Genomic DNA, 11,728 nt, shown 5'->3' with positions numbered 1-11,728 from the left:
CACGTCCGAGCGCCAGCAGCAGCGAGGGAATGGGTACCACCGCGCCTTGCCAGAAGGCGTCAATGTGGCCGGCCGCCAACGCCTCGGCCTGCACCGCGGGGTCACCGCTGACTACCTCGGCAGTAATGCCTGCCGCGTCAGCGGCGGCGCGAAAGAAAACCTCTGCCGGCCCTCGTGCCGGACCGCAGCCGACGCGCCGCCTGGCGAGGTGGGCAAACTCGGTGATGCCACTCACGCGCAGCGCCGCGGCCTGGAAGCTGGTCTCATACATCGGGAACAAAGCCCGCACCTCAGAGTGCCGGCGCCCGCCCGCAGCCGGTGTGCCCTGGAGTGCGTCCGAGGCCGAGCCCAGAAACGCCGTGCCGAGCGCGTTCGGGTCGTCCTCGACCAACGAGAGGTTCTGCAGCGACCCCGTGGTCCGCCGTACCGTGACTGCAACGCCTTGCCGGCCGAGAAAGGTGGCAAGCCCCTCACCATAGGGCAGGAAGGCGCTACCAGGTCCCGCAGTGAGGAGGGCCAGCGGTGCCTGCGCCCGAACGGGGCACGACGCGGCCAGGACGGGCAGCGACAGCAGGGAACGGCGTCGCATGGGGGCGAACTCCAGTAGGATGGCCCGACCAGCCTAGCCGCTCTTATTCGCCGGGCGGGATTCGTAGGGCGCCCGCGGGCTGCTTTGAGCGGCGGGCACGGGTTCGCATCCGCGTGCAGCGGCACTGTTGAGCTCGGACGGGCGGCGTTGGAGGTTGCTGGGCGGGAGGCACGGAGGGGCTTGGCCCCGTCGGTCACGGCCCTGCCGGATGGAAGCTACGGGCGAGGCCGCGAAACAGCACGGCATGTGGACAAGCGGCGGCGAAGGCGAGGCGGACCCGGCTGGCGGTTTCGATGACCCGGCCTGCGACCTTGAGCAGGTGAAGCCTGATCGTGGCAAACTCTGCGGCGGCCAACTTGTGCGTCCTGGGGATGCGGTCGCGCAGGGTCAGCAGCAGCCAGTAGGCGGCGGTGTGCAGGACGAGGCGGACCTGGTTGGCCAACGGCGAGCGGCAAGAGGTACGGTCGGAGGCGAGTTGGGCCTTGTGCAGCTTCACCAGGTTCTCCGCCTGTCCTCGCGCGCAGTACAGGCTGTCGTAGACCCACTCAGCGCTGCCCTGGGCGAAGCTGTTCACCACGAAGCGGATGTCGAGGCCCTGGGTACTGGCCTCGATGCGGGCAATCACCCGGCGCTGGCAGGACCAGGACTTGGCGCCGTAGCGCGTCTCGGCATAGCGGCGCAGCACCGGGGCGTTCTCCTCGGCACGGCGGACCCGCACGTCGTCGGCCGCGTCCTCGACGGCGGCCCGCAGCACGGCGTTGGTCGGCAGGCCGAAGACGTAGTCGATGCCCTCGGCCTCGCAGAAGGCCATCACCTCCGGGCGACCGTAATGGCCGTCGCCGCGCAGGGTGATGTGGGTGCCTGGCCAGTGGCGCCGGATCTGCCGGACCAGGCGGCGGAGATGGTCCCGGATCTCCTGGCCGGAGGGGGTCTTACCGGGCCGCAGCAGCACCATTACCGGGCGGGAGGTCGCGGTGTCGTAGACATGGATGGGCAGGAAGCAGCGCTCGTCATAGTGGGCGTTGAACAGCGACAACTGTTGGCGCCCGTGCACCAGGTCCACCGTGTCGTCGATGTCGAACGTCACCGCCGCGGGCGGCTTCGGGTAGCTGGCGCAGTAGAGATCGACCATGGCCCGCATCAGCCGGATCACCTCGCGCAAGGAGGGCGCGTTCTCCCAGCGCGACATGGTCGGCTGCGAGCACGGGTCCCGCCTGGTGTCGGGCAGGCGGCCGCAGGCCAGCTTGAAGCAGGGATCCCGGCGCAGGTGGTCGAGGTCGTCGGCATCCTCGTAGCCGCAGGCGATCGCCAGGATCCGCGCCCGCAGGATGTCGGCCAGCGGGTGGACCACCCGCGACGGGTCGCGCGGGTCAGAGATCAGCGCCGCCAGTTGGTCACAGACGCCGAGTTGGCGCTCGGCCGCGGCCAGCAGCATAACCCCGCCGTCCGAGGTCAGCCGCCCGCCGTCGAAGGCGGCGGCCACCTTCTTGCGGCCGATCGCTGGAAAGCCGAACGGCTCGGTCGTATCGTCGTTCATGGCGGGTGTGGCGCGGCCTGAAGTGCTGCGGGTTGGTCTCGACACCCAAGTCCGCAAACGCAATCAGCAGCTTACGCCACGCCCGCCAGCCTCGTCGCAAGCCCGCGGTGAATAAGAGCGGCTAGAGAGACCCACCGCGCTCGGCGACTGTCAGTACAACCCTGATCGGCTATGCCAAGCCCGGGCTTCACGCCATGACCACGCGAGGAAGGAGTGTCTGGTCATCAGCCCGCACGGTTGCGCCTCATGGGACGCGGTAGAAAGGGTTCGGAAGCAAAAAGCTTCGCTCAGCATACCCTCCTTCGAGATCCGAGGGTTGGTCACCGACATTGGCGATGATCTTATGGCCAAGCCGCTCTATCCCAGCGCGCACGGGCGTCTTGAATTTCACCGCGGAGTCGTAACTTCGGCCGTCCGGCACCATGAACAGGTGTTCGTAGCCATCGTAACCCACATTCCGCAGGTTGCGCTCGGTCGCGGACCTCTGGGATTCCGGCCGGCCGGTGATGAAGAAGACGCTCACCCCCGAGGCCCGCGCCTGCTGGAACAAGCGGAGCGTGGGCTGCAGGGCTGGATCCCGCCCCAGCAGATCCCAGGCCGCCCAACCACAAGGACCTTCGGGCAAGGCGCGGCAGGGCCCGCCAATGATCCGGCCGAAGTCGTCCCGCTGGATCACCTCCCAGTTGGACAGGGCGGTTTCGTCGATGTCCAGCACCAGTGCGGGCCGGCTCACCTGTGGCGTCCGTTCGTTGAGCCAGCTGCGCGCCTCGGTGACCACCACCGCAAGGTCCCGCGCATATGCCCCGCTGTCGTGATAGGCCCTGGCGGCACGCTTCGCGTCGCCGACATTCGCGGGCTGGCTGATGGCGGCGATTGCAACCGGTGCCGGCCCGACGGCAGCTGGGTCCGTAAGGGGGGATGGAGCGGAACAGGCGGCCAGCATTGCCAACAGTGTGACGGCGAGCAGTGTCTGGTTCGGGGACGGGCTATGGGGCAGGCAGGGCACCGCTGTCTCCTCCGTGCTGGTAGCAGGTCCCATAAACGATACGGCAGTCGCCAGACGGTCCGGATCGGTCCATCGAGATCGACTCGAGCTTGGTCGAAGCGGACCGCCGCATGGCCGCGGCTCGGGCGCTGGTGGAGAGGGTTGGCATTCGGACAGGACGGCCAATCCACTGCAGGCTAGCCGACGCCGCCCCGCGCTGCTCTACTTTCCCGTAAGAGCCACTCGGGGGAGGGGACCGATGCAAGGCAGGGTGGGGCGCCGGCCCTTGCTCGGCGCAATAGGTAGTACGCTGGTGGCGTACGCGGCCACGGCGCAGGCCGAATGGCGGCCAGACCGGCCGTTGCGGATGATTGTGCCCCCCGGCCCCGGCAGCGGCGCCGACGTCATCGCCCGGGCCTTGGCGGCGAAGCTGGTCGACCTGCTGGGCCAGAGCGTCGTGGTCGACAACCAGAACCAGGGTGTCGGCGCGGTCGGTATCATGGCTGCGGCTCGGGCAAAGCCGGACGGGCAGACGCTGATGTGCAGCATCTCCTCCATCCTGCTGGCGCCACTGGTCGACCCAAACCTCACCTATGACGTACGGCAGTTCCAGCCGGTCTCGCAGCTGCACCAGGCGGCGACGGTGCTGATCGTGCCGCCGCAGGTGCCGGCGAGGACGTTGGCGGAGTTCCTGGCTCTGGTGCGGGCGACGCCAGAGCGCTTCACCATCGCCGACTACGGTCATGGCACCGCAAGCCACGTCAACGCCGCGCTGCTGATCAAGCGGGCCGGGCTCGCGAGCGACATCGTCCATTACAGCAACACGCCCGGCATCATCCGCGACCTGGTCGCCGATCATATCCGCTGCGCTATCGTCGATTCCGCCAGCGGCATGCAGCCGATCCGTGACCGGATGGTGCATGCACTCGCGGTCAGCGGCCGGCAGCGACTGGGCGTGATCGGCGAGATCCCGACCTTCGGCGAGCAGGGCTTCGCGGGCTTCGAGCCAGCGCCCTGGCAGAGTATGTTCCTCCCCCTCGGCACGCCGCCGGCGATCGCCGGGGTGATCGAGCGGGCGGTGCGGCAGGCCGTCGCAGCACCTGATTTCAGCGCCCGGCTGCGCGGGCTGGGCTTCGAACCCGTGGGCGGCTCCGCCGAAGAGCTGGCGGCGATGCTGGCTTCGGAACGTGCCACTTGGCAGGCGGTGATCGCAGAGACAGGGATACGGCCGGCATGAGAGAGGATTTCATCACGGTCGCGGGCTGCCGCACGCTGGTGCAGCGCGGCGGCAAAGGCCCGCCCCTGCTCTGGCTGCATGGTGCTGGCGGGGGCGGGCGCTGGACGCCCGCTTTGGCGCGGCTGGCGGAGCGCTACGACGTCATCGCGCCGGAACTGCCCGGCTTCGGGCGCAGCGACACGCCGGACTGGTTCGACACGATCCACGATGTCGGCTTCTTTGTGCTCGACCTGCTCAAGGCGCTCGACCTGCGCGGCGTGCATCTGGTCGGCGCCTCGCTCGGCGGCTGGGTGGCCGCGGAGGCTGCGGTGCGGAGCACGGAACGACTGGCGAGCCTGACGCTGATCGGCCCGGCCGGGCTGCACATGAAGGGCGTTCCACGACCGGACACCTTTCTCTGGACCGAGGAAGAAGCGACGCGGGCGCTGTTCCACGACCAGCTACTGGTTGATGCCATGCTGGCCGTGGTGCCGGACGAGGCGGAGATCGACCGTAGGCTGAAGAATCGCTTCGCCACCGCACGGCTCGCCTGGTCGCCGCGCTGGCACGACCCACATCTGCACAAATGGCTGCACCGGATCGACGTGCCCACTCTGATCGTCTGGGGTGCGGAGGACCGGTACCTGCCGCAGGTCTATGCCCAACACTGGGCCGGACTGATCCCGGGTGCCGAGGCGGTAGTGGTGCCGGACTGCGGCCATTCGCCGCAGGCAGAGAAGGCCGCGGACTTTTGTGGGCACCTGGAGAGCTTCCTGGAGAGGATGGGTCGATGAGGTTCTTCTTCTTTCACCTGATGCCCTACGCGGACCTCGACCCGGATTACGACAAGATCCACCCATCCTCCTGGGTGACGCTGCCGAACAGCTACTACGACCCGGCCAAGGGCGCCGCCTTGTACCACCGCTACCTGGATGAGCTGGAGTATGCCGCCGAGCTCGGCTTCGAAGGCGTCGGCGTCAACGAACACCACCAGAACGCCTATGGCCTCATGCCCTGCCCGAATGTCTTCGCCGGCATGCTGGTGAGGAAGATTCCCGACACGGCGAAGATCGCAGTGCTGGGCCGGGCACTTCCGGTGCTGGCCAACCCGTTGTCGGTCGCCGAGGAATTCGCGGTGCTGGACAACATTACCCGCGGCCGGCTGATCACCGGCTTTGTGCGCGGCATCGGGGCCGAGTACCATTCGTTGGCAGTGAATCCGACCGAGAGCCATGAGCGCTTCCACGAAGCACATGACTTGGTCATCGCAGCCTGGACGCAGCCGGGTCCCTTCCCCTGGGAAGGGAAATACTACCATTTCCCGCACGTGAACCTCTGGCCGCGGGTCTACCAGCAGCCGCACCCACCTGTCTGGATCCCGTCGCAAGGCTCGCGTGAGACCATCGAGTTCGCGGCCGATTCGGCGCGCCGCTACACCTACCTGCAAACCGCGGCACCGGCAGCGACGCTGTTCAAGACCATGCAGTCCTACCGTGACGAGGCGGAGCGGCAGGGCTACCAGGCGTCGCCTGACCAGCTCGGCTGGTCGATTAAAATCTATGTGGCCGAGACGGATGCCATCGCGCGGGAGGAGGCGAAGCCGCACATCGAGAGCTTTGCCAACAAGTTCCTGCGCATGCCGCAGGAGATGCTGCTGCCGCCCGGCTACACCTCCATGGCGTCGATGAAAGGTCTGATTCAGTCGCGCAAGACCATCACCAGCGGCTATCGGACGATGGAGCAGATGTTGGAGCAGGGCACCTTCATTTGCGGCAGCCCGCAGACGGTGATCGAGCAGCTGGCGGAATATCAACGGCGCGGTGGCTTCAACATCGTCATGGCCGGGCTGCATTTCGGCACCTTGCCGCATGCCTTGACAATGAAGAACATCGAGATCTTTGCCCGCGATGTCATGCCGGCGCTGAAGAGCGCGGTACCCGGCCATATGCCACGCGCCGCGGCGGAGTAGTGGGACGGCGCGGGCCGCCTTCGCCCGGCATTGAGCCGGCTTCAGCGGCCTTCACCCGGTGCACGGCTCACCCGAACCGCACGCTAGCGCAGCGCGTGCTGTTGCCTCAAGCCCGGTATGTTTTCGATCGCAGCCTCGACACAGTCGTCACCTTTGGAAGCGTTATTGCTTCACCATCGCTGCGCGCAACTCTCGCATCCGGGACCAGGTGAAGCCTCCGGGTATCGCGCCGTCCGTCTTGATGTCTTCACCGTTGACGAAGCCAGATAGATCGCTCGAGAGCCAGGCGATGGTACGGGCGACATCCACTGGCCTGCCAGGGCGCCGGACGGCTTGCAAGGTCGAGAAGAACTTTCCAGCGCCGGAAACCCCCGTGCCGCCTCAGCGTCGGTCATCCCCGCACCCTTGCCGAAGATGCCGGTCACGATGGCACCCGGGGAGACGCTGTTCACACGGACCCCGCCTTCACCCAGTTCCATCGCCACACAGCGGGTCAGGTGGATGATCGCTGCCTTCACCGCCGAATAGATGTGGCTCGAGATGCCAGGGAACTGTCCGGCAACGCTCCCTAAATTGACGATGCTGCCATGACCCTGCTTCAGCATCACTGGCGCAGCATGCTTCATCCCGAGGAGCGTGCCCCGGAGATGAACGTTCGTGAGGTCGTCAAACTTGTCGATGTCGACTTCCGCGATGCCGGCCGCGCCACCAGGCGTGCCGGCATTATTCACCAGGCAATCGAGCCGTCCGAACCGCGACAGGCAGTGGGCTAACATCGCCTGCACATCCGCTTCCTGCGCGACGTCGGTCCGGATGAAGCTTGCTGACTGGCCATGGCGCCGCGCCAATTCCTCACCCTCCACTTGCCGCCGTGCGGCGATCACCACCTGCGCACCCTCAGCGATGAAGAGCTCCACGCACGCGGCACCGATACCACTGGTTCCACCAGTGATGATTGCGACTTTTCCGTCGAGCATGCCCATCGCTTGTCTCCTAATCGCGGCGCCGCTGGGGTGCCGCCGGCGGCGGTTGGATGCAGAGGCCGGTGCTCAGTTGTTCGCGCGAATACCAGCATCGTCCAGCAACCTGACGTAGGTGGTAACTTCATTTCGCACGAACTCCGTGAAGGCGGCGCGGCCGCGGAATTCGATGGCATGCCCGACGCGTGTCATGCCCTCCGCCACCATCGGCACCGTCATGGTATGCTGACAGGCGGTCTCGAGACGGACCAACACCGGCTCCGGCGTGCCGGCCGGAGCGAAGATCCCGGTCCAGAGGCCGAAGCTGAGATCGAAGCCCTGCTCGCGCGTCGTCTGGGCGTTGGGCATGTCGCGCGGGCGTTGCTCCGCCAGCACGCCGATCGGGTGGAGCCCGTACTGCTTCACCAGGTTCGCTTCGGCAATCATCAGCACCACCGTACCCTGCTGCATGGCCAGCACCGCGTCACCGGAACCGCGGAATGGAATGTGGTTGAACTGGACACGCTCCTGGCGCTCGATGGCAGACAGGGCCAAGTGACCCTGGCCGCCCGGGGTGGAGACAACCGGCACACCACCCGGCATGGCCCGTGCCCGAGCGATCAGATCCGCCATGGTGCGAATGCCGGAGGTCTGCGGTGTCATCATTACTGACGGCGCATTGGCCACCATGCAGATCGGCACAAGCTGCTCGGCCCGGTAGGGCGTGCTGGGACGGTAGCTCGGGATCAGCGCGATCGGGTTGGGCGAGGTCAGCAGCAGCGTCTGGCCGTCTGGCCTCCCGCGCACCACCTCCGCCGTGCCGATGGTGCCGGCGGCTCCGCCGACGTTGCGGATCAGGAGTTGCTGGCCGAGCGTTTCCGCCAGCACGGGCTGGATCAGGCGACCGATGATGTCGCTGCCCCCGCCGGCAGAAAGGGTATCACTAATTGTACCTGGGCAAGGGCGGCTCGCCCGCCCTGCACCAGCATCAAGGCGCAGAGTACAACAGCCGGCAGCAGCCTGCGCATGGCACCTTCCCCCGTATGGGGCGCGTCAGGCGCGCCCTTTGGCGAAAGGCTAGGGAGGATCGCACGACAGAATCAACATGATCCTGGAGGAAGGCCTCATCTGCACAACGCCTACGTGGCTGGCGAGCGGCGGGCCTAGCGCGGCGGGACTTCGGCGATCGTCGTATTGGTATCAATCACAACGGGATCCACAGGTCGAGCTGCCGGAGGCCGGCTAGAGCGGCGTGCATTCTAAGCTGAACGATACCCGCAGTGCCGGAACCACGCGCTGGCGTCGTCTGGGGTGATGGCGGAGAGGGCGTCGGGGACGGCGTTGTCGAGGGTCTCGATGCTGCGGGCGCCGGCCTGGCGCAGGCGCTCCTTCATCTTCGCCCAGGCCTGCTCGATCGGGTTGAGGTCGGGCGAGTGGGGCGGCAGGTAACGGCGCTTGAGACCGGCTTGGTCGAGCGCCCGCCGCGCGGCGGCCGCCTTGTGCGGGGCGAGGTTGTCCATGACCAGAACGGCGCCGGGGCGGGCCTTCAGGGCGGGTGCCAGCACCTGCTCGACGAAAGCGACGAGGACGGCGGTGCTGGTTGCCGCCGCGACCGTCATCGCGGCGACCATGCCGTCGGGGGCGATCGCGCCGAGGATGGTCAGCCGTCGGCAGTGCCCGCCGGGCACCCGTCCGATGGCCCGCTTGCCTCTCGGCGCCTGAGCGTGGCTGCGGGTCATGCGGGTGTCGATGCCGCTCTCATCGAGGAAGACCAACTGCCGGGGATCGGCCCCGGCGAGCATCTTGCCGCGCCACGCGTCACGCGCGGCAGCAACGTCAGGCCGGTCCTGCTCGGAGGCGTGCAGCGTCTTTTTTGCGCAACAGACCGAGCCGCAGCAGCGCCCGGCTGAGCGTGCTCGGGTCGAAGCGCCGGCCGCCCGTCCGCTCGGCCAGCCTCTCCGCGTACTGCGCGAGGGTCGCGTCGTTCTGCTCGGCCACGAGGTCGCGCAGGACCGCGGGATCGGTGCCGCCGAGCATGGCTTGGCCGCTGCCGCCCCTGCGCGGCGCCCGCTGGCCGGAGCGCGCCAGCCTCAGCCAGGCGCTCACCGTCCCGAGCGAGACCGCGAACCGCTCCGCCAACACTCGCTGGCTGCCCTCGCGCCGCCCATGCGCCGACAGCACCCGCTCCCGAAGGTCCACCGACAAGGCCATGCCGCTCCAGCCTCCAAGGAAGGCCAAAACGCCACCTCGCACCAAGCGTTCAGATCATCCCGCACGCGGCTCTAGGCGACGTGCCTGCGTCGCGGATCGGCTATGGGTATCCGTTGCTGGTGGTGCCGTCGATCTCGACCAGCCAGCTGAGCAGGTCGGAGCGGTCGACCAGCCGCTCGACGATGAGGTGGGCGATCGGCACCTCGGCCTGCGGGTCGTCCCGCGCCACCCGGCCCTCGAAGACCAGCAACCACGATCAGATCAGCTGGTCTGCCCCGGATCGCTGCGGGCGAAGACATACTGGCGACCCTGGGTGCCTGCCAGTTTTCGGAGATCCGCAGCCAGATCGGTCAACGTCTGAGCGGCATCGTCGACAGCAGAACGCAAATGCATTTCGGTCATGCCGGAAGGCCGCTCCGTCAGGCGCTGCACGGTGATGGAGCCATCGTCGTACCCGTGCCACCAGTGCCAATAGGGCCGGCCATCACCCAAGCCATGCGACGCCCAGGCCTCCGGCTCGTCCAGCGAAGCGAGTGCCGCCGCAACATCCTGCACCAGCGCCTGTTCCGGGTCCGTCCAGAGAACCTGTACGAGGGCTTCCCGCACGCCTTCGATCCCCTCGACCACGCCGGCCCAGGGCTGGGCGCCTTGGATGATCAGCACGAAGCAGCTGCTTGCCTCGGAGATCGCTGTCATTGCCGACGTGTCCCATGGCTGGTTCCGACCCCGAGGTGCCCCGGCGAGCGGCGCTGTGCTTCGTCCTATGACGCCCCGTTGAGCCGATCCTTCAGCGCCTTCGCCGGCGAGAACTTGGCGACCTTGGACGCGGCGATCTGGATGGCCGCGCCCGTCTGGGGATTGCGGCCTTCGCGCGCGGCGCGCTCGGTCGTGCTGAAGATCCCGAAGCCGTTCAGCCGCACATCCTTGCCGGTCATGAGTTCGTCAGACACCGCGCTGAGGACCGCATCGATAGCTTTGGTGGCATCAGCCTTCGACAGGCCGACGGCATCGGCAACATGGGCAATGAGGTCGGCTTGGTTCATGGGTGATCCACTCGCGCTCGCTAATGAGATGCTCGGCTACAACGTCGTGATCGAACGGGCAAGTGCGATGAGGACGCCTGGTGCCTCCTGCAAAAGCGGCTCACAAGCGCCATCTGCCCGGCACGCTCAGCAACCCGGTCTCCTTCTCTAACTCTGAAGGAATGCAATGCATGGCCACACGCGTGAGAAAATCCAAGTTGCGGGATGCGCGTCTGCAGCTCGGTTTGTCGCAGGCCGAGGTCGGCGATCGGCTGGGCGTGACGGGCGCTGCGATTGGCCATTATGAGACCGGCCTTTCGAAGCCTCCGCCCGATCGGGCTGTCCAGCTTGCCAAGCTGCTCCGCCTGAAGCCGCATGAGGTCAGCACTTCCGGACGTGGATCCACCAAGAAGACCGTTGATCGTCCGCGATCGGCTTCTGCAAAGCAGCGCGCGAGTGTGGTAGCGGATGCCAGGGCCCCGAGCCGCGATGAAGGCGCTGTGCTCGATGCGCTTCGGGCAATGCCTGCCGCGGAACGGCGGGTCGTGATGAAGCTGGTGCTCGCCTACAAGCATGCCGGCTTACACAACGCGGCAGGACAGCACGGCTAGCCTCGTCCGCGTCCAACTGCATCGGCACTGTCCTCGGCGCCTGGATGGGCGTCGCGCTTGCCGGTGCTAACCCAAAAGATCCGAGCAAGCCGGCGATCTGCAGCGTCGCCGGCGCAGGTGGCCTGCAGCCCAGGGAGGAGCGTAACTTCTTCTCGCCGCATTCGGGCCCTGCGGCGCGTATCCATAATACAGCAGGGTTTCGCCCCGTCGGGCAGGCTTGGCCAGCGGGTGGTTAGAGAGACGGCACAGGAGCGTTTGCCCCAGGGCCGCTCCGGCTTGGCTTTCAAATTTGAATCGGCCGGCAAGGCTTTATTGATCCGGCCTGGGACATCTTGAATCAGGCGGCGTAGCGGAAAGTCTTGTGCCCGAAGAAGCCGCGAACGCGGTCGGGCAGCTTCGAGAGCCTGCGCATGTGCCCGACGACGGCGCGCTTAAGCTGCGCCTTGCTGCGCGCCGGCTCCTTGCGGGTCACCGCCTGCTTCAGGTCGCCGTTGAGCCCCTCGTCCGGGTTCAGCTCGGGGCTGTAGCCGGGTAGGTAGAAGACCTCGATCTCGGCCTCACGCCCGACGAGCCAGTCGCGGACCTTGGCCGAGCGATGGACCGGCAGGCGGTCGAGGATGAGGAAAACC

The 11,728-nt window shown here is 67.1% G+C and carries 15 protein-coding genes; 4 read left to right on the top strand and 11 right to left on the bottom strand.

Annotated elements, in window-relative coordinates:
* The 3 genes from E2C06_RS32995 to E2C06_RS32985 form a co-directional block, all read right to left on the bottom strand.
* A partial coding sequence (locus E2C06_RS32995) for a TAXI family TRAP transporter solute-binding subunit (protein ID WP_277751910.1) occupies positions 1 to 589 on the bottom strand: 589 nt, incomplete at its 3' end.
* A 193-nt stretch (positions 590 to 782) separates the two neighbouring features.
* Positions 783 to 2,126 (bottom strand): IS1380 family transposase, encoded by a 1,344-nt coding sequence (locus tag E2C06_RS32990; RefSeq protein ID WP_133292807.1) that lies wholly within the window; start codon positions 2,124 to 2,126, stop codon positions 783 to 785.
* Between the two features lie 244 nt (positions 2,127 to 2,370).
* Positions 2,371 to 3,132, bottom strand: a complete 762-nt coding sequence (locus tag E2C06_RS32985) for an HAD family acid phosphatase (RefSeq protein ID WP_206664806.1) — start codon at positions 3,130 to 3,132, stop codon at positions 2,371 to 2,373.
* A gap of 292 nt (positions 3,133 to 3,424) precedes the next feature.
* On the opposite strand from E2C06_RS32985, the gene E2C06_RS32980 reads away from it, so the two are divergent.
* The 3 genes from E2C06_RS32980 to E2C06_RS32970 are packed head-to-tail and all read left to right on the top strand — an operon-like array spanning position 3,425 to position 6,296.
* Positions 3,425 to 4,348, top strand: a complete 924-nt coding sequence (locus tag E2C06_RS32980) for a Bug family tripartite tricarboxylate transporter substrate binding protein (protein WP_165982825.1) — start codon at positions 3,425 to 3,427, stop codon at positions 4,346 to 4,348.
* Positions 4,345 to 5,121, top strand: coding sequence for an alpha/beta fold hydrolase (locus E2C06_RS32975; protein ID WP_133292804.1), 777 nt, complete (start codon positions 4,345 to 4,347; stop codon positions 5,119 to 5,121). Before E2C06_RS32980 ends, E2C06_RS32975 begins: the two co-directional genes overlap by 4 nt.
* Positions 5,118 to 6,296 carry an LLM class flavin-dependent oxidoreductase gene (locus tag E2C06_RS32970; RefSeq protein WP_133292803.1) on the top strand — a complete coding sequence of 393 codons (1,179 nt, stop codon included), beginning with the start codon at positions 5,118 to 5,120 and terminating at the stop codon, positions 6,294 to 6,296. The genes E2C06_RS32975 and E2C06_RS32970 overlap by 4 nt, the downstream gene beginning before the upstream one ends.
* A gap of 170 nt (positions 6,297 to 6,466) precedes the next feature.
* Here the strand turns inward: E2C06_RS32970 and E2C06_RS32965 are convergent, their stop codons facing one another.
* The 7 genes from E2C06_RS32965 to E2C06_RS32945 all read right to left on the bottom strand — a co-directional run bounded on the left by E2C06_RS32965 (position 6,467) and on the right by E2C06_RS32945 (position 10,509).
* Positions 6,467 to 7,279: an SDR family NAD(P)-dependent oxidoreductase gene (locus tag E2C06_RS32965; protein WP_206664805.1), complete on the bottom strand. Its 813-nt coding sequence runs from the start codon at positions 7,277 to 7,279 to the stop codon at positions 6,467 to 6,469.
* A gap of 66 nt (positions 7,280 to 7,345) precedes the next feature.
* On the bottom strand, positions 7,346 to 8,152 hold the full coding sequence (locus E2C06_RS32960; RefSeq protein WP_277751911.1) for a Bug family tripartite tricarboxylate transporter substrate binding protein: 807 nt from the start codon (positions 8,150 to 8,152) through the stop codon (positions 7,346 to 7,348).
* A 362-nt stretch (positions 8,153 to 8,514) separates the two neighbouring features.
* Entirely contained in the window at positions 8,515 to 9,120 is a 606-nt protein-coding gene (locus E2C06_RS32955; RefSeq protein WP_241671586.1) for an IS630 family transposase, read from the bottom strand.
* Positions 9,092 to 9,466, bottom strand: a complete 375-nt coding sequence (locus E2C06_RS39955) for a hypothetical protein (protein ID WP_241671585.1) — start codon at positions 9,464 to 9,466, stop codon at positions 9,092 to 9,094. Before E2C06_RS39955 ends, E2C06_RS32955 begins: the two co-directional genes overlap by 29 nt.
* Before the next feature lie 100 nt (positions 9,467 to 9,566).
* Positions 9,567 to 9,716: a hypothetical protein gene (locus tag E2C06_RS38130; protein WP_165982823.1), complete on the bottom strand. Its 150-nt coding sequence runs from the start codon at positions 9,714 to 9,716 to the stop codon at positions 9,567 to 9,569.
* Between the two features lie 11 nt (positions 9,717 to 9,727).
* Positions 9,728 to 10,162, bottom strand: coding sequence for a hypothetical protein (locus E2C06_RS32950; protein WP_133292800.1), 435 nt, complete (start codon positions 10,160 to 10,162; stop codon positions 9,728 to 9,730).
* Positions 10,163 to 10,227: 65 nt separating this feature from the next.
* Entirely contained in the window at positions 10,228 to 10,509 is a 282-nt protein-coding gene (locus E2C06_RS32945) for an HU family DNA-binding protein (protein ID WP_133292799.1), read from the bottom strand.
* A gap of 170 nt (positions 10,510 to 10,679) precedes the next feature.
* On the opposite strand from E2C06_RS32945, the gene E2C06_RS32940 reads away from it, so the two are divergent.
* Entirely contained in the window at positions 10,680 to 11,099 is a 420-nt protein-coding gene (locus E2C06_RS32940; protein WP_165982822.1) for a helix-turn-helix transcriptional regulator, read from the top strand.
* Between the two features lie 337 nt (positions 11,100 to 11,436).
* Here the strand turns inward: E2C06_RS32940 and E2C06_RS32935 are convergent.
* Positions 11,437 to 11,728, bottom strand: a 292-nt coding sequence (locus tag E2C06_RS32935; RefSeq protein WP_193560530.1) for a transposase, incomplete at its 5' end; no start/stop codon positions are given.

This window comes from Dankookia rubra (assembly GCF_004355005.1).
Taxonomy (GTDB): domain Bacteria; phylum Pseudomonadota; class Alphaproteobacteria; order Acetobacterales; family Acetobacteraceae; genus Paracraurococcus; species Paracraurococcus ruber_A.
The sequence above is the reverse complement of the archived record's forward strand: the minus strand, read 5'-3'. Positions and strand labels throughout refer to the sequence as shown.